General features: G+C 76.2%; 17 protein-coding genes. 8 read left to right on the plus strand and 9 right to left on the minus strand.

Annotation, left to right across the window (positions count from 1 at the left end; all coding sequences use genetic code 11):
• Nucleotides 1-83 precede the first annotated feature (83 nt).
• The 3 genes from ACFTZA_RS15460 to ACFTZA_RS15470 all read right to left on the minus strand — a co-directional run bounded on the left by ACFTZA_RS15460 (nucleotide 84) and on the right by ACFTZA_RS15470 (nucleotide 2,716).
• On the minus strand, nucleotides 84-1,415 hold the full coding sequence (locus ACFTZA_RS15460) for an MFS transporter (protein WP_378196768.1): 1,332 nt from the start codon (nucleotides 1,413-1,415) through the stop codon (nucleotides 84-86).
• Between the two features lie 119 nt (nucleotides 1,416-1,534).
• Nucleotides 1,535-2,200: a lipoyl(octanoyl) transferase LipB gene (gene lipB, locus ACFTZA_RS15465; RefSeq protein ID WP_378196771.1), complete on the minus strand. Its 666-nt coding sequence runs from the start codon at nucleotides 2,198-2,200 to the stop codon at nucleotides 1,535-1,537.
• Between the two features lie 9 nt (nucleotides 2,201-2,209).
• Entirely contained in the window at nucleotides 2,210-2,716 is a 507-nt protein-coding gene (locus ACFTZA_RS15470) for a MarR family winged helix-turn-helix transcriptional regulator (protein WP_378196775.1), read from the minus strand.
• Between the two features lie 37 nt (nucleotides 2,717-2,753).
• On the opposite strand from ACFTZA_RS15470, the gene ACFTZA_RS15475 reads away from it, so the two are divergent.
• A complete protein-coding gene (locus tag ACFTZA_RS15475; protein WP_378196778.1) occupies nucleotides 2,754-5,024 on the plus strand; it encodes an MMPL family transporter in 2,271 nt (756 codons plus the stop codon).
• Nucleotides 5,025-5,027: 3 nt separating this feature from the next.
• On the opposite strand, the gene ACFTZA_RS15480 is transcribed toward ACFTZA_RS15475, so the two are convergent.
• Nucleotides 5,028-5,744 carry an HNH endonuclease family protein gene (locus tag ACFTZA_RS15480; protein ID WP_378196780.1) on the minus strand — a complete coding sequence of 239 codons (717 nt, stop codon included), beginning with the start codon at nucleotides 5,742-5,744 and terminating at the stop codon, nucleotides 5,028-5,030.
• Nucleotides 5,745-5,930: 186 nt separating this feature from the next.
• On the opposite strand from ACFTZA_RS15480, the gene ACFTZA_RS15485 reads away from it, so the two are divergent.
• Both ACFTZA_RS15485 and ACFTZA_RS15490 read left to right on the plus strand, forming a co-directional pair.
• Entirely contained in the window at nucleotides 5,931-6,971 is a 1,041-nt protein-coding gene (locus tag ACFTZA_RS15485; protein WP_378196782.1) for a Gfo/Idh/MocA family protein, read from the plus strand.
• A gap of 65 nt (nucleotides 6,972-7,036) precedes the next feature.
• Nucleotides 7,037-8,632 (plus strand): hypothetical protein, encoded by a 1,596-nt coding sequence (locus ACFTZA_RS15490; protein WP_378196785.1) that lies wholly within the window; start codon nucleotides 7,037-7,039, stop codon nucleotides 8,630-8,632.
• 2 nt (nucleotides 8,633-8,634) lie between these two features.
• On the opposite strand, the gene ACFTZA_RS15495 is transcribed toward ACFTZA_RS15490, so the two are convergent.
• The 4 genes from ACFTZA_RS15495 to ACFTZA_RS15510 all read right to left on the minus strand — a co-directional run bounded on the left by ACFTZA_RS15495 (nucleotide 8,635) and on the right by ACFTZA_RS15510 (nucleotide 15,072).
• The gene (locus ACFTZA_RS15495) at nucleotides 8,635-9,525 is read right to left on the minus strand and encodes a TIGR01777 family oxidoreductase (protein ID WP_378196788.1); all 891 of its coding nucleotides are present in this window, start codon (nucleotides 9,523-9,525) and stop codon (nucleotides 8,635-8,637) included.
• Nucleotides 9,526-9,646: 121 nt separating this feature from the next.
• Complete coding sequence (sucB, locus tag ACFTZA_RS15500) at nucleotides 9,647-11,500, minus strand: 2-oxoglutarate dehydrogenase, E2 component, dihydrolipoamide succinyltransferase (protein WP_378196791.1); 1,854 nt, start codon at nucleotides 11,498-11,500, stop codon at nucleotides 9,647-9,649.
• A 33-nt stretch (nucleotides 11,501-11,533) separates the two neighbouring features.
• Nucleotides 11,534-12,916: a dihydrolipoyl dehydrogenase gene (lpdA, locus tag ACFTZA_RS15505; protein WP_378196794.1), complete on the minus strand. Its 1,383-nt coding sequence runs from the start codon at nucleotides 12,914-12,916 to the stop codon at nucleotides 11,534-11,536.
• A gap of 44 nt (nucleotides 12,917-12,960) precedes the next feature.
• Complete coding sequence (locus ACFTZA_RS15510; protein ID WP_378196798.1) at nucleotides 12,961-15,072, minus strand: leucyl aminopeptidase; 2,112 nt, start codon at nucleotides 15,070-15,072, stop codon at nucleotides 12,961-12,963.
• Between the two features lie 98 nt (nucleotides 15,073-15,170).
• Between ACFTZA_RS15510 and ACFTZA_RS15515 the strand changes: the two genes are divergently transcribed.
• The 4 genes from ACFTZA_RS15515 to ACFTZA_RS15530 are packed head-to-tail and all read left to right on the plus strand — an operon-like array spanning nucleotide 15,171 to nucleotide 17,407.
• The gene (locus tag ACFTZA_RS15515; protein WP_378196801.1) at nucleotides 15,171-15,527 is read left to right on the plus strand and encodes a hypothetical protein; all 357 of its coding nucleotides are present in this window, start codon (nucleotides 15,171-15,173) and stop codon (nucleotides 15,525-15,527) included.
• Nucleotides 15,528-15,540: 13 nt separating this feature from the next.
• Nucleotides 15,541-16,017, plus strand: a complete 477-nt coding sequence (locus ACFTZA_RS15520; RefSeq protein ID WP_378196804.1) for a hypothetical protein — start codon at nucleotides 15,541-15,543, stop codon at nucleotides 16,015-16,017.
• A 17-nt stretch (nucleotides 16,018-16,034) separates the two neighbouring features.
• The gene (locus ACFTZA_RS15525; RefSeq protein WP_378196818.1) at nucleotides 16,035-17,201 is read left to right on the plus strand and encodes a quinone-dependent dihydroorotate dehydrogenase; all 1,167 of its coding nucleotides are present in this window, start codon (nucleotides 16,035-16,037) and stop codon (nucleotides 17,199-17,201) included.
• Nucleotides 17,198-17,407, plus strand: a complete 210-nt coding sequence (locus tag ACFTZA_RS15530) for a hypothetical protein (RefSeq protein ID WP_378196807.1) — start codon at nucleotides 17,198-17,200, stop codon at nucleotides 17,405-17,407. The genes ACFTZA_RS15525 and ACFTZA_RS15530 overlap by 4 nt, the downstream gene beginning before the upstream one ends.
• An 18-nt stretch (nucleotides 17,408-17,425) precedes the next feature.
• Here ACFTZA_RS15530 and ACFTZA_RS15535 read toward each other — a convergent pair whose 3' ends face one another.
• On the minus strand, nucleotides 17,426-18,946 hold the full coding sequence (locus ACFTZA_RS15535) for a PLP-dependent aminotransferase family protein (RefSeq protein ID WP_378196809.1): 1,521 nt from the start codon (nucleotides 18,944-18,946) through the stop codon (nucleotides 17,426-17,428).
• 62 nt (nucleotides 18,947-19,008) lie between these two features.
• Between ACFTZA_RS15535 and ACFTZA_RS15540 the strand changes: the two genes are divergently transcribed.
• The gene (locus tag ACFTZA_RS15540) at nucleotides 19,009-19,704 is read left to right on the plus strand and encodes a YitT family protein (RefSeq protein WP_378196812.1); all 696 of its coding nucleotides are present in this window, start codon (nucleotides 19,009-19,011) and stop codon (nucleotides 19,702-19,704) included.
• The last annotated feature ends 79 nt before the right edge of the window (nucleotides 19,705-19,783 follow it).

A 19,783-nucleotide genomic window follows, 5' to 3' on the forward strand; every position in this document is an offset into this window, starting at 1 on the left:
TGGTCGCCGGCGTCCGACCGCGGAGCGGCCCGGTGGGTGTCGTGCCTGGTCGGCGCGGCGCCCGGTACGACGTCGGACTCAGGTCAGCGTACGGCAGCGTCGACGTCGACCCCCGGTCGACGACCAGCCCGTGGACGTGACGTCAGCGACACCCCGCACGCGAGCAGCAGGGCGGCGGCGACGACGGGGACCGCGAACGACGCCGTCGTCGACACGCCCTGGGCGAGCTGCCCGGCGCCCGACGCGCCGAGGGCGACCCCGACGACGTTCGCGCTCGCGACCAGCGTCATGGCGGCCGCCGTGCGGCCGACCGGTGCACGTTCGCCCGCGACCGTGAAGACGGTGACCATGACCGGACCGACGAACAGGCCGACCACCGCGACCACGGCCACCACGGGGCCGACGGAGCCCGTCGCGGCGGCGCCCACGAGCGCGGCGGTGCCGAGCAGCAGCCCGCCGGCGAACGCCGTCCAGCGGCCGGCGAGGGACCAGCGCTCGGGGAGCGCGACGACGGCCAGCGCGGTCGCCGCCGAGCCGACGCCCATGACGGCGTAGACGAGGCCCGCGAGGTCCGGCGAGCCGGCGTCGCGCGTGAGGGCGGTCAGCGCGGCCTGCGTCCCGCCGAACAGCAGTCCCATCGCCACCATGCCGACGACGGCCACGGCCTCGAGGCGCACGAGCCGCCACGCCGCACCGAACCCGCCGGGCGCCGCGGACGGCGCCGTCCCCGGGCCGGCCGCCACGCGCGCCGTCGGGTGCAGGGCGAAGGCCGTGCCGGCCGTGGCGAGCAGCGCCGCGGCCACCACCATCGGCACCTGCGGCGAGCCCGCCGCCGCGAGCACCCCGACGAGGGCGGGGCCGAGGACGAAGCTCACCTCGTCGGCGGTGCTCTCGTAGCTCATCGCCGCCGACAGCGTGCGGGGCTCGTCCGCGGCGAGGGCGAGCCAGCGCACGCGCGCGAGCGGTCCGACCTGCGGCACGCTCGCACCCACGACGGCCGCTGCGGCGAGCATCCCCGGGGTCGAGGGCACGGAGCTCGCCGCGAGGAGCCCGAGCACGGCGAGCGCGGACGCCGGGGCGCACGCGAGCACGACGCGTCGTTGGCCGACGCGGTCCGCGACCGCGCCCTGCACCGGTCCGCCGAGCGCCGTGCCGAGCGCCGTCGCCGCGGACGCGAGGCCGCCGAGGGCGACGGACCCGGTCGAGGTCGTGACCAGCAGCAGCGTGCCGATGGTCAGCATCGAGAACGGCAGGCGGCCGAGGAACGCGACCGGCAGGAACCACGGTCCGGCGAGGCGGGGGAGCCTGGCGTAGGGGCCGGTGCGTGCGGGCGGGTGCGGGGGCCCGTCCGCCGGTGCCCCGGCGGCGTGGGCCGCAGGAGGGGTCGCCGGGGGACGGGGAGCGGTGCGCGACATGGGGTGTCCAGGGTTCGACCAGTCGCGCGCCGACCCACCCGTACTCCGGCGCGCAAGACGTCCCTGTGCCTCCAGGGTAGCGCGCGGCGCCGCAGGGCCGGTGCGCGCGAGCGCCGCCGCTAGCCTGCCGTGGGGGCGACGGGCGCCGCCGGCGCGGCCCGCAGCGGCGCGAGGGCGGTGCCGAGCGCGTCCACCAGCGGCGCGGCGACGTCGTCGGGAGCCACGGTGCGTCCGAGCTCCGCGGTCAGCGAGGTGACGTCGGCGTCGTCGATGCCGCAGGGCACGATGCGGTCGAAGCGCGCCAGGTCCGGGCAGCAGTTCAGCGCGAGACCGTGCATCGTCACGCCGCGGGCCACGCGCACGCCGATCGCGCACACCTTGCGCTCGCGGCGGGTCGCGTCGGCGGCGACCCACACGCCGCTGCGGCCCTCCACGCGCATTGTCGCGAGCCCGAGGTCCGCACACACCGCCATCACCGCGTCCTCGAGCGCGCGGACGTACGCGACGACGTCCACCGGCTCCACGAGGCGCACCACCGGGTAGGCGACCAGCTGGCCGGGGCCGTGCCACGTGATCCTGCCGCCCCGGTCGACGTCGACCACGGGGGTGCCGTCGTCGGGGCGCTCGGAGCGGTTCGTGCGCCGCCCGGCGGTGTAGACGTCGGGGTGCTCCACGAGGAGCAGCGTGTCCTCCTGCGTGCCGGCGGCGACCGCCTCGTGCACGGCCCGCTGGCGCGCCCACGCGTCGTGGTAGTCGGTCAGCCCCGGCAGGGTGAGCACCTCCATCGGGCCAGGCTAGCCGTCCTCGCGCGGGTCGCGCGGAAGGTGCTCGAGCATCGCGACCAGCGCCTCGCGCAGCGCGGCGACCTGGGCGTCGTCGAGGCCGCGCGTCGCGAGCTCCTCGGCGGGCCGGCGGCGGGCGGCGGCGGTCGCCGCGGTGCGGCCGGCGTCGGTGAGGCCGACCGCGCGACGGCGCCGGTCGAGGGGGTCGCCGGTCCGCGTGACGTACCCCGAGCGTTCGAGGCGGGCGACGATCCGGCTCATCGTCTGCTCCGTCACGCCCGACTCGGCGGCGAGCTCGCGCTGGGAGCGCGCACCGGCGAGGAGGTGCATCAGCACGGGGAAGCCCGCGTGGTTGAGGTCCCACTGACCGAGGTGGGCGTTCCACTCGCGCTCGATCCTCCGGGCGACGGCGAACAGCAGGCGGCCCGTGGGCCACCGTGCCGGGTCGCTCGAGGCGGGGTCGGCGAAGACCGGGTCGGCCTCGGACCCGTCGGTGACGCCGGTGAGCGGTCGCTCCACGTGCATTCCTCCCTCGACCATGGCACCATTGCTCAGCATGCTGAGCAAACGGACGAGCGGTTTCCTCCGCGGACTGATCATTGTCGCAGTCATCGGTCTGTGGATGGCGATCGGCGCGCTCGGGGGCCAGGCCCAGGGGCGGCTCAGCACGGTGCAGACGAACGATGCGGCAGCGTTCCTGCCGGCCAGCGCGGAGTCCACGCGCGCCGCCGAGCTCGCGCAGGAGTTCGTCGACAGCGAGGCCTTGCCCGCGCTCGTCGTCGCCACGACGGGTGACGGGTCCGCCCTCGCGCCCGACGGGCTCGCCGCGCTCGAGGCCTACGCCGCCGCCGTCCCCGACGCCCCCCTGGACGGCACCACCGGGGACGAGCCCGCCACCGTCGGGGACGTGTCCGTCGCCGACCCCGTCGTCGTGCCGTCCGAGGACGGCGAGGCGGCGCTCGTCGTGGTCTCGCTCGACGCCGCCGTGGCGTCCGACCGCGTGGGCGCCGACGAGAGCAGCATCAGCGAGCTGGCCGTCGGCGCGCTGCGCGACCTCGCCGCCGCCGACGCGGCCGAGGGCGGGCTCGCCGGCACGGGCCTCGACGTCTACGTGACCGGTCCGGCGGGGTTCGTCGCCGACCTCGTCACGGCGTTCGGCGGCATCGACACCGTCCTCCTGCTCGTCGCGCTCGGTGCGGTGCTCGTCATCCTCGCGGTCGTGTACCGGTCGCCCGTCCTGCCCTTCCTCGTGATCCTCACGGCGGTGCTCGCCCTCACCCTCGCCGGGCTCGTCGTCTACCACCTGGCCGCGAACGACGTCCTGACGCTCAACGGGCAGTCCCAGGGCATCCTGTCGATCCTCGTCGTCGGGGCCGCGGTCGACTACTCGCTGCTCGTCGTCGCGCGCTACCGCGAGGAGCTGCGCACGGTGCGGTCCACCACGACCGCGCTGCGCCGCGCCGTGCGCGCCTCGGTCGAACCCGTCGCGGCGAGCGCCGGCACGGTCGTCGCAGGCCTGCTGTGCCTCCTGCTGTCCGACCTGTCGTCCAACCGCAGCCTCGGTCCCGTGGCGGCGATCGGCATCGCCGCCGCGTTCGTCGCGTCGCTCACCCTGCTGCCCGCGCTGCTGCTCGTCGCGGGACAGCGGTCGCGCGCGCTGTTCTGGCCCCGCATGCCGCGGTACGCCGGCGATCACGCGGTGGGAGCGGAGGAGCGGGGGCAGGCCGAGGGCGACGACCGCGTCGAGGTCGAGGGGCACGGGCTGTGGTCCCGCGTCGCGAGCTTCGTCGGGCGGCACGACCGCCGCGTGTGGGTGGTCACCGCGCTCGTGCTCGCCGCGTGCGCGGCCTTCGTCCCCACGCTCGACGCGGACGGCACCGGGGACTCCGAGGTCTTCCTCACCCAGGTGGACTCCGTCGACGGCGAGGAGGTGCTGACGCAGCACTTCGAGGGCGTCTCCGCGCAGCCCGTCACGGTCGTCGCCCCGCAGGACGACCTGCAGGCCGTCGTGGACGCGGCCGCCGCGACCGAGGGCGTCGCCGCCGCCACCCCCGTGACCGACCAGCCCGCCGCCGCCCCCGGCGCACCGCCGCAGGGAGACCCGCTCGTCGTCGACGGCCGGGTGCGGGTCGACGTCACCACCGACGCGCCGTCGGACAGCCAGGAGGCCGTCGAGACCGTGTCCGCGGTGCGCACCGCGGTCCACGACGTCTCGCCCGACGCGCTCGTGGGCGGCGCCGCGGCCGAGCGGTTCGACACGCAGCTCGCCGGCCAGCGCGATCTGCGGGTCATCGTCCCCGTCGTGCTCGCCGTGATCCTGGTCATCCTCGTGCTGCTGCTGCGCTCGGTGCTCGCACCGCTGCTGCTCGTCGCGGCCAACGTGCTGTCGTTCGGCGCCGCGCTCGGCGTGGGGGCGCTGGTGTTCGAGCACCTGCTCGGCTTCCCCGGGGCGGACCCCGCGGTGCCGCTCTACGCGTTCTGCTTCCTCGTCGCGCTCGGCGTGGACTACTCGATCTTCCTCATGACCCGCGTGCGGGAGGAGAGCCTGCGGGTGGGGACGCGACGAGGGGTGCTGCTCGCGCTCGCCGTGACTGGCTCGGTCATCACGTCGGCGGGCGTCGTGCTGGCCACGACCTTCGCCGCGCTCGGGATCATCCCGCTGCTGTTCCTCGCGCAGATCGCGTTCCTCGTCGCGTTCGGCGTGCTGCTCGACACGCTCGTGGTGCGCAGCCTGCTCGTGCCGGCCCTCGTGCACGACATCGGGCGCCGGTCGTGGTGGCCGAGCGCGCTGGGCCGGGCGGACCGGGGCCGGGTGACGGCCGGCTGACGGTCAGCCCCGGGGCAGCGGCTCGGACGGGCAGTCGCGGAGCACGGCGGCCATGGCGTCGGACTCCGCGGGAGTCACGGCGAGCCCGTACACCGACTTGACCGCGATCTGCCGGGCGACGTACGGGCAGCGGGACGCGTGGTCCGGCGGCAGCCAGGCGGAGGCGTCGCGCGCGTCCTTCGCCCGCGTCGCGCCCTCGTCGGCCGCGAGGAGGTTGAGCGGGTCGTTGGCGAAGCGCTCGCGCGCACCGTCGTCCCAGGCCCGCGCGCCGGTGTGCCACGCGTCGAGCAGCGGCACCACGTGGTCGACCGTCACGGAGCCGGCCGCGTCGAGCCCGCGGTGGAACACGAGCGCCTCGCCGGTGTACGGGTCGACGAGCGTGCCCGTGCGGACCCGGCACGGGTCCCCGTGGGTCGAGAAGGTGGCGTTCGAGAGGTCCCGTGCGAGGACGTCGTCGCGCACGTCGCAGCCGTCGCCGTCCGCGTCGGTCCAGGCTCCGCCGAAGGCCGTGCGGGAGAAGTCCGTGCCCGACGCGGGCCCTGCGACCTTGAGCCCGGCCAGGGCCTCCAGCGCGCTGCCGGGCACGGGACCGGCGACGTCGGCGTCGCTCGCCGCCGAGCGCTCCCCGAGCACGTTCGCCAGCACGATGAGCAGCGCCAGGCAGATGAGGGAGTACCGCAGGACCGTGCGGCGGGGGACCCGACCACGCGTGGCGCTCACCGACCGAACCTTCCCCACGACGACACCGGGTACCCATCGTGCCGACCCGGCACGGTGGAGACCATACCGGACCAACAGGTACATTCCGCAACACCCGACCATCCGCGAGGACGCCGGCCGTGGACCACTCTCGGCAGGCCGGCGGCCGTCGTGGTCAGCGGGCGGGCGCCCGCTAGATTGGTCGCCATGCACAGCGCGGGTCGTTCGCTCAGGGTCGGGATCGTCGGGTACGGGGGAGCGGGGCGCGGCATCCACGCGCGCCTCGTGAGGGAGGCGGGCCACACGGTCACGGCCGTCGTCGTGCGCTCGCCCGAGCGCCGCGCCGCCGCCGCCCAGGACTGGCCCCGGGTGCACCTGCACGACGACCTCGCCGCGCTGGTGGCGGACCGCGACGCGTACGACGTCGTCGTCGTCGCGAGCCCCACCGCGCTGCACGCCGAGCACGTCACGACCGTCGTCGCCGCGGGCCTGCCCGTCGTCGCGGACAAGCCGCTCGCGCTCGACACCGCGTCGGCGCGCGCGGTCGTCGAGGCCGCCGAGGCCGCGGGCGCGCCCCTGACGGTGTTCCAGAACCGGCGCTGGGACCCGGAGCAGCTCACCCTGCGCAGCGTCCTCGAGGGAGGCGGGCTCGGCACCGTGCACACGTTCGAGCGCCGCTGGGAGCGCTGGCGCCCCGTGCCGCAGCAGCGCTGGAAGGAGAACGATCCCGTGGGGGGCGGGCTGCTCCTCGACCTCGGGCCCCACCTCGTCGACTCGGCCACGCAGCTCTTCGGCCCCGTCACGTCCGTGTGGGCCGAGCTGCGGAGCCTGACCACGCCCACGGAGGACGACGTGTTCCTCGTGCTCCACCACGCGCCCGACGCGTCCGGGAACGCGGTCGTCAGCCGGCTGTGGGCCGGTTCGGTCGTCGGCGCGCCCGGGCCGCGCACGCGCGTGCTCGGCACGGCGGGCGCGTACGTCGTGACCACATTCGAGAACGACGCCTCGCCGTTCGAGGCGCTCGACGACGGCGCACCGGAGGGCACCGAGGGGTGGCTGACGCACGGCCGCGAGCGCGCGGCGGTCCCGCGCGCCGACGGCGGCCACGCCGACTTCTACCGCGCCGTCGCGGCCTGGCTGCTCGCCGACGGGCCCGTGCCCGTCGACCCGTGGGACGCGGTCCGCACGGCCGAGGTGCTCGACGCGGCCCGCCGCAGCGCGGCCGAGGGTCGTCGCCTCAGCGTGTGAGGCGGTGGCGCCCCCGTCCTGTGGACAACCGCGGGCCGCGGTCCTGGATGGGGTGGGATGGGCACATGCCCGTCGCGCCCGACCCCCGACCGCGGCCCTCGCGCCGCACCGACCGGCGCGACGCGTCGGCCCGCCGCGCGGCGGTCCCCGACCCCGTCGGGACCGAGGAGGTCCGGACCGCGCTCGACGCGGCGGGCTGGAGCGTGCGCGACCACCCCGGGCGGCACGGCGACCTCCTCGCGCGCGACGCGTCCGGCAGCGAGTGCACCGTCGGCCTGGTCCACGTCCCGGACGACCCGGCGGCACGCGCCGCGCTCGTCGCGCACCTCGAGGCGCTGGGGCACGACGACGAGCACCTCGCCGCAGTACGTGCCGTGGTGGAGGTCGGGGACGCGGGGCTCGCCGTCCTCACCGAGCACGTCGACGGGCTGCGGCTCGACGAGCTCGCCGCGGCGCGCGGACCCTTCTCCGCGGGCGAGGCCGTGACCGTGCTCGTGCCGGTCGCGCAGGCGCTCGCGGCGCTGCACCGCACCGGCCGCGCGCACGGGCGCGTCGGGCCCGGAGCGGTCACGCTGTCCGCGGACGGTCGTGCCGTCGTGCACCCCCCGCTGGAGCCCGCGTCCGGCACGGCGGAGGACGACGTGCGCGACCTCGCGCGGCTCGTGGTCGACCTCGTCCCGCCGCCCGTGTCCAGCCATCCCGCAGCGGCCGGTGCGCCCGCCGACACCGAGGAGGCGCAGGCGCTCGCGTCCCTCCACGCCGAGCTCGTCGTGGCCCTGCGGGACGACCCGCGGGGGCGCCCTGCCGCCGGCACGTTCGCGGCCCGGTGCTACGACGCGGCGGAGCCGCACCCGGTCACGATGCCCGACCCCGCGCACCTGGTCGCGGTCGCCCTCGGTGGAGGGCGGCGGCGCCCGCGGGGCGAGGCGACGGCACCGACGGTCCCCTCCCGGCGTGACGCCCGCGGGACGCGGCGGGGCGCCGGTGGGACGTCCCGGCCGACGACCGTCCGCAGCGCGCACGGCCGCACCGCTCCCGGTGGATCGACCGGGAGCGGTGCGGCTCCCGGTCCGTGGCGGGCCGTGCTGACGACGGCTGGCGTCCTCGTGGGCTGCGCCGTGCTGGTCGTCGTGGGACTGCGGATGACGGGCGACGATTCCTCGCCCGACGGCACGGCGACCGTGGTCGCCGACGACGGCCTGGGTGCGCGTCCCGGCGGCAGCACGGCCGCACCGGGGCAGGACCCGACGGCCGACCGTGCCGATCCCCTCGCCGCCGCGCGCGAGCTCACGGTGCGGCGTCTCGCGCTCCTGGCAGGCGGGCCGGGTGAGCTCGGCTCCGTCGTCGTCCCGGGATCACCTGCCGAGGCGAGCGACACCGCGCTGCTGGAAGAGCTCGAGGGCGTCGAGGTGCTCGACGCCCGCGCCGAGGTCTTCGAGGTGCGCGCGGCCCCGGCGTCGTCGCCCGACGGTCCGGACGACGCGGCGGTGGACGGGACCGACGAGGAGCAGGACGTCGCGGTCGAGGTGGACTACGCGGTCGCCGCACACCGGCAGCGCTCGGGCGGCGAGGACGTCCACGTGCCGCAGGGACCGCGGACCACGGTCGTCCTGGTCCTGCGGTGGACGGACGACTCCTGGCGTGTCGCCGAGGTGCGCTGACGTCAGCGCTCGACGACCCGTCGCGCCGCGGCATCGAGGTCCGTGTCGCCGAACCGGAATCCGCTCGCCTCCAGCACCGTCGGCCGCGCGCGCTGCGAGCCGAGGATGTCGGTCGCGAGCTCGCCCAGCACGACCTTCAGCGCCACGGACGGGACGTGCACGACCGACGGGCGGCGCAGCGCGCGGGCCAGCGCGCGGGTCACGTCGGCGTTCGTCGCCGCCTGGGGGGCGCACAGGTTGACGGGCCCGTGGACGGGCGCGGTGAGCAGGTGGCACAGCGCGGCCACCTCGTCGCGCAGGGTGATCCAGCTCCAGTACTGCGTCCCACGCCCGAGCGGACCGCCGACGCCGAGCCGCAGGAACGGCAGCAACCGACCGAGCGCCCCGCCCTCGGGCGCCAGGACGATGCCGGTGCGTGCGTGCACGACCCGCACGCCCGCCTCCTCCGCGGGCCGCGTGGCGGCCTCCCACTCGCGCACCAGGCGCGCGAGGAACCCGTCGCCGGAGCTGGAGGTCTCGGTGAGGACCTGGGCGCCGCGGTCCCCGTAGTAGCCGATCGCCGACCCCTGCACGAGCACCGGCACCGGGGTGTCGAGCCCGGCCGTCGTGCGGGCGAGCAGCTCCGTCGTGCGGGTGCGCGAGGTGAGCAGCACGCGCTTGTAGGCGGCGGTCCAGCGTCGGGCGCCGATGCCCGCGCCGGCGAGGTTGACGATCGCGTCCGCGCCCTCGAGCGCCGCGGGGTCGAGGATGCCGCGATCAGGGTCCCACTCCCGCTCGTGCGCGGTCTGGGGCGGCCGGCGCACGAGCCGGCGCACGCGGTGCCCGTCCGCGCGCAGCCGTTCGAGCAGCTCGCTGCCGATGAGCCCGTGCGAGCCTGCCACGACGATGTCCATGGGGATCACGGTACGGGTCGGCGTCCGTCCCGGACACCGCTGGTCGGAGACGTGCCCGAGCGGGACGGCCGAAGGCCCCGACCGCGACGCGGTCGGGGCCCTCGGCGGGACGAGCGGTCCGTCAGAGGCCGACCTCGGCCTCGAACGCGCCCTCCTCGATGCGGTTCTTGATCGCGGTGAGGAAGCGGGCGGCGTCCGCGCCGTCGACCAGGCGGTGGTCGTAGGACAGGAACACGAAGCACGTCGAGCGGATGCCGATCGTGTCGTTGCCGTCCGCGTCGGTCACGACGACCGCGCGCTTGGTGATGGTGCCCGTGCCGAGGATCGCGACCTGGCCGACGGGGACGATCGGGGTGTCGAAGACTGCGCCGCCCGAACCGGTGTTCGTGATGGTGAACGTCGCGCCGGCGAGCTCGTCCGGGCCGACCTTGTTGGCACGCGTGCGCGCACCGAGGTCCGCGATCTTGCGCGCGATGCCGGCGAGGTTGAGGTCGCCCGCGTCCTTGATCACCGGCACGACGAGGCCGCGCTCGGTGTCGACCGCGATCCCGACGTTCTCCTGCGGGTGGTAGACGATCTCGTCCTCGCCGAAGGTCGCGTTGATCTTCGGGAACGCCTTGAGCGCCTCGACCGCGGCCAGCGTGAAGAACGGCAGGAACGTGAGGTTGGCACCCTCACGCGCCTTGAAGTCCGCCTTGGCGCGGTTGCGCAGCGCGGCGACGCGCGTGACGTCGACCTCGACGGCCGTCGTGAGCTGGGCCTGCGTGCTCAGCGCCTCGACCATGCGGCTCGCCACCAGCTTGCGCAGGCGGCTCGTCTTCTCGGTGGTGCCGCGCAGGGGCGAGACCGCGGGGACCGACGGCTTCTTCGCGGCGGCCGGGGCCGCAGCGGGCGCGGCCGCCGCGGGAGCCTTCGACTCCTCGGCCTTGCGCGCCGCCTCGAGGACGTCCTCCTTGCGGATGCGCCCGCCGACTCCCGTGCCCTCGAGCGACGACAGGTCGACGCCCTTCTCCGCCGCGAGCTTGCGCACGAGCGGCGTGAGGTACGTCCCGCCCGCCTTCGCGGCCGGGGCAGGGGTGGCGCCCGGGGCGGACTGCGCGGCGGCCGGCTCGGACCGCTGCTGCTCCGGTGCCTGCGTGGACGCCGTCTGCGGGGCCGCCGGGGTGCTCTCCTGCGCGGACTGCGCCGGGACGTCGGCCTCCGAGGCCGGCGTCCGTGCCTCGACCGGCGACGCCTCCTGACGCGGCTCCTGCTCGGTCGGCGCCTCGGGGGCGGCCGGCTGCTCGGGTTCCCGCTGCTCGGGCGCCTGCTGCTCGGGCGCCTGCTGCTCGGCAGGAGCGCCCGAGCCGACGATCGCGAGCACGGCCCCGACCTCGACGGTCTCGTCCTCCTGGACGAGGATCTGCTGGACCGTGCCCGCCACGGGCGAGGGCACCTCCGTGTCGACCTTGTCCGTGGAGACCTCGAGCAGGGGCTCGTCGACCTCCACGGTGTCGCCGACGGACTTGAGCCACCGGGTGACGGTGCCCTCGGTGACGGACTCCCCGAGCGCGGGGAGCTTGATCTCCTCGCCGCCGTCCCCCGCGGGGGCGGTGTCCGCGGCCGGCGCGGGCTGCTGCTCGGCCGGGGCCTGCTCCTGGGCCTCCTGCCGGGGCTGCTCGGCCGGAGCCTCGGGCTGCGGCTCCTCGGCCTGCTGCGGCTGCTCGTCCTGGGCGGGCGCGGCGCCGCCGCCGCCCTCGCCCGAGCCGACCACGGCGAGGTCGGCGCCGACCTCGACGGTCTCGTCCTCCTGGACGAGGATCTGCTCGAGGACGCCTGCCACGGGGGAGGGGATCTCGGTGTCGACCTTGTCGGTGGAGACCTCGAGCAGGGGCTCGTCGACCTCCACGGTGTCGCCGACGGACTTGAGCCACCGGGTGACGGTGCCCTCGGTGACGGACTCGCCGAGTGCCGGCATCTGCACGTTCTCAGACATGACCTGCCTGGTCTCCTTCGATCGTTGTGGGGGTCAGTTGTGGGCGTGCAGAGGCTTGCCGGCCAGGGCCAGGTGTGCCTCTCCGAGTGCCTCGTTCTGGGTCGGGTGGGCGTGGACCAGGGAGGCGACGTCCTCGGGGTACGCCTCCCAGCCCACGATGAGCTGGCTCTCGCCGACGAGCTCGCCGACTCGTGCGCCGATCATGTGCACGCCGACGACGGGGCCGTCCACGCGGCGCACGAGCTTGACGAAGCCGCTCGTCCCGAGGATCTTGCTCCGGCCGTTGCCCGCGAGGTTGTACTCGAGGGTCTCGACGGCGTCCTCGCCGTAGGTGCGGCGCGCGTCGGCCTCGGTGAGGCCCACGGACGCGACCTCCGGGTCGCAGTAGGTCACGCGCGGGATCGACGACTCCACGACCGGTGCGGGGGACAGGCCGGCGATCTGCTCGGCGAGGAAGATGCCCTGCGCGAAGCCGCGGTGCGCGAGCTGGAGGCCGGGGACGATGTCGCCCGCGGCCCAGACGTCGCCGACGCCGGTGTGCAGGCGCTCGTCGACCTGGACGAACCCGCGGTCGAGGCGTACGCCCTGCTCCTCGTAGCCGAGGTCGGCGGTGCGGGGACCGCGGCCGACCGCGACGAGCAAGAGCTCTGCCTCGACGGTCCGGCCCGACTCGAGCGTGACGGTGACACCGGAGTCGGTCTCCTTGACGCCGGCGAACCGGTCGCCGAGCGAGAACCCGATGCCGCGCTTGCGGAACGCGCGCTCCAGAGCCTTGGACAGCGCGACGTCCTCGTTCGGGACGAGGTGGTCGAGGGCCTCGACGATCTGGACCTCGGCGCCGAACGAGCGCCAGACGCTCGCGAACTCGCAGCCGATGACTCCTCCGCCGAGCACGACGACCGACGCGGGCACGCGGTCGAGCCGCAGCGCCTGGTCGGACGTGATGACGCGGCCGCCGATCTCCAGGCCGGGCAGCGTGCGCGAGGTCGACCCGGTGGCGAGGACGACGTGGCGGCCGGTCCAGCGGGTGCCGTCGACCTCGACCGTGTCCGGCGCGACGAGCCGGCCGCGGCCCTCGACGTACGTGATGCCGCGCGACGCGACGAGTCCTTGCAGGCCCTTGTGCAGACCTGCGACGACCTGGTCCTTGTAGCGGTTCACGCCCGCCATGTCGACGCCGTCGAACGTGGTCCGGATGCCGAGCTTCTCACCCTCGCGCGCACCGTCCGCGAGCTCCGCGGCGTGCAGCAGCGCCTTGGTCGGGATGCAGCCGTCGTGCAGGCACGTGCCGCCGAGCCTGGCCTGCTCGACCAGCACGACGTCGAGGCCGAGCTGGGCGGCTCGCAGCGCCGTCGCGTAACCGGCGCTGCCTCCGCCCAGGACGACGACGTCCGAGGGTGTGCCCGGATCGGCCACGTACGACTCCTTCAGCAGGGGAGAGCGGTGTCGGACGTCCAGCGTCACCCGCGGCACGGTCTCGGCGGGAAGGAACCGGCCGGCGGCCGACCGCGGTGCGTGGACGTTCTCCGTGAGCCATCTTGGCACCTCGGGGACCGCCTCCCCAATCGAACCCGCGGACCAGGGCTGTGACGATGCAGACAGCCACGCCCCTGCGCCGCGTCCCGCAGCGCGGCGGGCGCCCGCCGCGGCGGCACCGGGACGCTCCCCGCTCGCTCCCGGTCGGCGCCCGGGAAGCTCCCGGCGAGGGCCTGTACCCTGCCCGTGTGTCCCGGCTCTCGCGACTGTTCTCCCGCCGACCCGCCGCGCGCGCGGCCGAGCCGGGCGCACCGGCCTCGGCGGGGGAGGCGCGCCGCGCGACGCTCGTGCACCTCGAGGACTTCGTGCGCACCCGCGTCGGCGTCGAGGCCTACGTCGAGCCGCCCACGCAGGACACGAGCGCCACGCTCCTGCTGATCGCGACCACGGGCGAGTGGACCCGCCGACGCGTGCCCGACGAGCGGACGGCCTTCGACGTGGCGGGCTCCCTCGGCGTGCCGGTGTACAACGTCCGGTTCACCGGGTACCCGCAGCGCATGCGGGACTGGAACTCCGCCCAGCGGCGCCGTTGAGCCGGCCGCGCGGGCCTCGACGAGACCGAGCAGCGTGCGGACCGCCACGCCGGTGCCGCCCACGGGCGTGTACCCGTGCGCCGCGCCCTCGTTGAAGGCCGGGCCGGCGATGTCGAGGTGGGCCCACGGCGTGGAGCCGACGAACTCCTGGAGGAACAGCCCGGCGACGAGCATGCCGCCGAACCGGTCGCCGATGTTCGCCAGGTCGGCGACCTTCGACCTGAGGGACGCGCCGAGCTCCTCGGGCAGCGGCATCGGCCAGAACTGCTCGCCCGCCGCGTCGGCCGCCGCCACGACCTCGGCCCGGACGTCGTCCGCGCCCATCACCGCGGACACGCGGTTGCCGAGCGCCACCACCTGCGCGCCCGTGAGCGTCGCGACGTCGAGGACCACGTCGGGCTTCTCCTCGATCGCGGCGACGAGACCGTCGGCCATGACGAGCCGGCCCTCGGCGTCGGTGTTGAGCACCTCGACGGTCTTGCCGCCGCGGATGGTGATGACGTCGGAGGGACGCTGCGCGGTGCCCGAGGGCATGTTCTCCGCGAGGCACAGCCAGCCGGTCACGGCGACGGGGAGCCCGAGCCGCGCCGCGGCGACGACGGTGCCGAGCACCGCGGCGGCGCCGGCCATGTCGGACTTCATCGCCTCCATGCCCTTGGCGGGCTTGATCGAGATGCCGCCCGAGTCGAAGGTGATGCCCTTGCCGACGAGGGCGACCTTGGCCGCCGGCCGGGCGGGGGTGTACGCGACCTTGACGAGGCGCGGCCCGCGGGCGGACCCCTGGCCGACAGCCACGAGGCCGCCGTAGCCCCCCGCGACGAGCGCCTTGTCGTCCAGCACGGTGACCTTGAGGCCCTTCGCGCCGGAGTCCTTCACGGCCTGCTTGGCGACGTCCGCGAACGCCGCGGGGAACAGGTCGTTGGGTGCGGCGTTGACGAGGTCGCGCGTCGCGTTGACCGCGTCGGCGACGACGTGCGCCCGCTCGACGGCCGTCCGCGCGGCGGCGCTGCGGGCGTTGGGCGCGAGCACCTCGACGGTCGCCGGCGGCCGGGACGCCGCGGACGTCGCGGACTCGCCCGTGCGGTAGCGCGTGAACGCGTAGGCGCCGAGCAGCGCACCCTCGGCCACGGCGCCGAGCTGGGCGTCGTCCTCGACGGGCAGCGCGACGGCGACCGACCCGGTGCCGGCCAGGGACCGCACTGCCGCGCCGGCGGCGCGGCGCAGCGACTCGGCGCCGAAGGTGCCGTCGGCACGACGGGCGCCGAGGCCCACCAGGACGAGCACGTCGGCCTTGAGGTCGGGCCCGGCGGGCACCTTGCGCACCTCGTCGGCCGCGCCCGTGACGCCGAGCGTCGGGGCCAGGCCCTCGAGCGCGGTGACGACCGCGCGGGGAAGGTCGTCGCCGAGGATCGCGACGCCGTCCGAGGTCGTGTGGGTGCCGACGACGAGCGCGTCGACCTTGGCACCGGCGGGACTCTTGCTGGAGACGGTCAGTTCAGCCACAGCCGTGATGCTATCCCGCGAGCCGGTGCGGGCACCGCGACGGCGACGGCCGGCCCGGGATTCCGTCCGGCCGTCCGCGCGCCGGTACGCTCGGGGCCGTGGTCCTCGCCCTCCTGCTCGTCGTCGTCGCGACGAGCCTCGCTCTCGCGGCGTGGGCGGTCGTGTTCGTCGTGCAGGACCGTGCCGTCGTGCTCCGCCAGCTCTGGGGCGGCGCGGTCGTCGAGGGGCTCCTGCTGGTGCAGGGGGTGGTGCTGGCCGTGCTGGGCGCGACCGGCACGGCGCCGTCGGACCCGGTGCTCCTGTGGGGCTACTACGTGACTGCGCTCGTCATCCTGCCCGTCGCCGCGCTGTGGGCGTTCGCCGAGCGCTCGCGCTGGAGCTCCGTCGTGCTGGCCGTCGCCGCGCTGACGGTCGCCTTCCTGGAGTGGCGGCTGTGGCAGATCTGGAACTCGTGACCCGGAGGACGCGATGACCGCACCCGGCACCGCCCGGCGCACGGGGACCGGCTTCGGCCGCGTCCTCGTCGCGGCGTACGGCATCCTCGCCCTCGCGGCGACGGCGCGCGCCGCCGTCCAGCTGCTGCGCGACTGGCACGAGGCGCCGCTCGCCTACGCCCTGTCCGCGCTCGCGGCCGCGGTGTACGTGGTGGCGACCGTCGCGCTCGCCCGGGGAGGCGCCACCGCGCGTCGCGTGGCGTGGGCGGCGGTCGGGTTCGAGCTCGTGGGCGTCCTCGCCGTCGGCACGCTGTCGCTCGTCGACCCTGCGGCGTTCCCGCGTGCGACCGTGTGGTCGGGCTTCGGCAGCGGCTACGGCTACGTGCCGCTGGTCCTGCCGTTCGTGGGGCTGTGGTGGCTGTGGCGCACCCGCCCGCGGCACGCGGCGGTGCCGCCCGCGCACGTCCGCACCGACCCGTCCGAGACCCCTACCCCGGAGGACGCCGCGTGAGCAGCCGCCGCCCGTTCCTGTACTCGATCCTGTTCGACACGGTCTTCCGGCGCATGGACCCCGAGCGCGCCCACGAGGTCGCGTTCGCGCTCGTCCGCACCGTGGGCGCCGTCCCGCTGCTGCGCGACGTCGTGCAGGGTGCGCTCGCGCCGTACCTCGGGCGTGGCGCGGGCGGCCCGGGCAGCGTCGAGGTGCTCGGGCGCGTGTTCCCCGCACCGTTCGGGCTCGCGGGCGGGTTCGACAAGGACGCGCGCGGCGTGCGGGGGCTGACGATGCTCGGGTTCGCGTTCGTCGAGGTCGGCACGGTCACCGCGCACGCCCAGCCCGGCAACGAGCGGCCCCGCCTGTGGCGCGAGCTCGACGTGCGGGGCGTGCGCAACCGGATGGGCTTCAACAACGAGGGCGCTGCCGCGGCGGCCCGCCGGCTCGAGGCGCTGCGCTCGACGTCCGCCGGGCGGGCCGTCCTGGTCGGCGCCAACATCGGCAAGACCAAGGTCACCCCGGCCGCGGAGGCGGCGGGCGACTACGCGACGAGCGCGAGCCTGCTCGCCCCGTTCGCCGACTACCTCGTGGTCAACGTGTCGTCCCCGAACACCCCGGGACTGCGGGACCTGCAGGAGGTCGAGTCGCTGCGGCCGATCCTCGTCGCGGTGCGCGAGGCCGCGGACGTCGCGACGCGATCGGCCGGCCTGCCCCGGGTGCCGCTGCTGGTGAAGATCGCCCCGGACCTCGCCGACGCCGACGTCGACGCGGTCGCCGACCTCGTGGACGAGCTCGACCTCGACGGCGTCGTCGCCGTGAACACCACCGTCGACCACGACCGCGGTCCGGGAGGGTTGTCCGGCCCGCCGGTGCGTCCGCGCGGGCTGGCGGTGGTGGCGCGCCTGCGCGAGCGCCTCGGCGCCCGGCGCGCGATCATCGGTGTCGGCGGCATCACGACCGCGCACGACGCGCGCGACTACCTGCACGCCGGTGCGGATCTCGTCCAGGGATACACGGGCTTCCTCTACCAGGGGCCGTTCTGGGCCGCGCGCATCAACCGCTCGCTCGTGCGCCACCCGGAGCCGCGGCTGCACCTCGGGGCGGACGCGGCCGGCGCGAGCGGCACGGGCACGAGCACCCGCTCGGGCGACGACGCGAGGGCCGGCGCCACCGGCACGGCAGGGGAGGGCACGCAGCGATGATCCGCCCGCAGTGGGTCTGGGAGCTCGACGACGCGGAGGGCCGACCGCTCGCGGCGCCCGTGAGCCCCGTCTTCACGACGCAGTTCGACGCCGAGCAGTGGCTCGGCGAGACGTGGCGGTCCCTCGCGGCGTCGGGCGCCGTGGTGGCGCGGCTGCTGCACGACGGCGCGCTCGCGACGGCCCCCGTGGAGCTGCGCGCCGGCTGACCCCGGTCGTCCGCGACGTCAGCCCTGCACGCGCGACCACGCCGCGGCGAGCCGGGGTACGGCCCGCTCGAGGTCCTCGGGGCGCCGCGAGAACGTCATGCGGAGCCGGTCGGTCGAGCTCGCGTCGGGCGTGAACGTCGGCCCGGCGTTGACGAGCACGCCCTGCGCCGCGGCCGCTGCCGCGACGGCGTGCGCGAGGGGCGCGCCGAGATCGGCCCAGAGGGACAGGCCGCCCGCCGGGACGGGCACGTGCCAGTCCGGCACGGCGTCCGCGAGGAGCCCGCACAGCAGGTCGCGCTGCGCCCGCAGGGCGGCGCGGCGCTCGGCGAGGACCGCGCCGCGCTCCCGCAGGAGCTCGACGACGGCGAGCTGCTCGAGCACGGCGGTGGCGATGTCCGCCGACTGCCGCGTGCGGGCGAGCCGCGCGACGAGGTCGGGGTGGGCGCGCACCCACCCGACCCGCAGGCCGCCCCAGAACGACTTCGACGCGGAGCCGACCGTCACGACGTGGGGCGAGGCGCCGTCCCCGGCGAGCGGTGGGGCGACGTCGTCCGTCGCGTCCGGTGGAGCGTCGAGCGCGAGGTCCGTCAGGGTCTCGTCACCGATGACGGTCACGCGGTGGCGCGCCGCGGCCTCCCGCACGCCGGCGCGCTCCGCGGCAGTGAGCGTGTAGCCGGTGGGGTTGTGGAAGTCCGGCACGAGGTAGACGAGCCGCGGCGCGACCTGGTGGAGGGTGGACTCGAAGAGCTCGACGTCGAAGCCGGGCGTCGCACCGGGCCCGCCCCGCCCCACGGGCAGCGGGACGAGGCGTGCCCCCGCGCGGCGCAGCGCCTCCATCGCGTGGTAGTAGGTGGGCGACTGCACCACGACGCGGTCGCCCGGGCGCAGGAGGGTCGTGGCGAGCGTCGTGATGGCGTGCTGCGCGCCCGTGGTGACGAGCACGTGGTCCGCCCCCGTCGGTGTGCCGCGCTCGGTGAAGCGGGCCGCGACCGCCTCGCGCAGGGCGGCGACGCCGTAGGGCTCGTAGCCGCCGTCGCCCAGGTACGCGGGCAGGCGTTCCAGCGCGCGGGCGTACGCCGCGTGCAGTCCCGACGGCGCCGCCGAGGTCGCCTGCGACAGGTCGGCCAGGTCGACGGGCGTCCCGTCGCCCGGTGTCCCGGCGGGTACGTCCCCGCCCGCTGTCCGCGCGGCAGGACGTCGCCGGCCGCCGTCCGGGAGCACGACGACGGTGCCCGCCCCCGTGCGCGAGCGTGCGAAGCCCAGCTCGCGCAGGCGGCGGTAGGCGGCGGCCGTCGTGGTGCGCGAGACGCCGAGCGCTGCGGCGAGGTCGCGCTCGGACGGCAGCCGGGTGTGGGGCGCGAGCGTGCCCGCGAGGACGGCGGCGCGGACGGCGTCGGCGAGCGCGACGTACGCGGGCCCGCCGGCGTGCCAGCGTCCCAGGAGACGGACCGCGGCGGGAGGGGAGAGGTGGCGGTGCACGTCGAGGCCGGTGCCCGCCGCGGCGCCACCGGCGGCGCGCGGCGTCGTGTCGAGCGGCATGCGTCCACTGTCCTCGGATTGGCTATGGATGTCGAGGCCAATGTGCCCGCAGGATGGCGGACATGTCACCGACCCGCCGGACCCTCCAGCTCCTCCTCGGCCTCCTCGGCTACGCCTCGTCCATGGCGATGCTCCTGCACGCCGGGCAGGGCGGCATGCCGTGGGACGTGCTCCACCAGGGGATCGTGCGACGCACCGGGCTGCCGTTCGGCGTCGTCGTCGTCACGCTGAGCGCTCTCGCGCTGCTGGCATGGATCCCGCTGCGCCAGCGGCCGGGGTGGGGCACCCTGGCCAACGTCGTCGTCATCGGGCTCGCGATCGACCCGGCCCTCGCGCTCGTCGAGCTGCTCGTGCCCGCCCCGGGCGTCGCGGCGTCCGTCGCGCTCGCGGTCGGCGGTGTCCTGCTCAACGGGCTGGCGACGTCGGCCTACCTCGGGGTGCGTCTCGGTCCGGGCCCCCGGGACGGCCTCATGACCGGGCTCGTCGCCCGCACGGGCCGCTCGGTACGCGTCGTGCGCACGGCGATCGAGGTCGTCGTCGTCGCCGTCGGGTGGGCGCTGGGCGGCACGCTCGGGTGGGCCACGCTCCTGTACGCGCTCGGCGTCGGCCCCGTCGTCCAGGCCACCGCGCGCTGGTTCGCGCCGCGCCGCCCCCTCGCGGCGCCGTCCCAGCCCTTCTCAGGGGCCGGCGCTCCCGCGCCGGCGCGGGCCGCTCCGGCGGCGCCGCAGGTCCCCGCGCAGGAGACGACGGCGGGGTGACAGGCTCCCGGCCGGTGGGCGGGAGGCATGCCCGCCGACCGGCCGGGGACGACGACGCGCGGGGCACCCCGGAGGGTGC

It is taken from the genome of Cellulosimicrobium sp. NPDC057127, from assembly GCF_042670945.1.
Taxonomy (GTDB): domain Bacteria; phylum Actinomycetota; class Actinomycetes; order Actinomycetales; family Cellulomonadaceae; genus Cellulosimicrobium.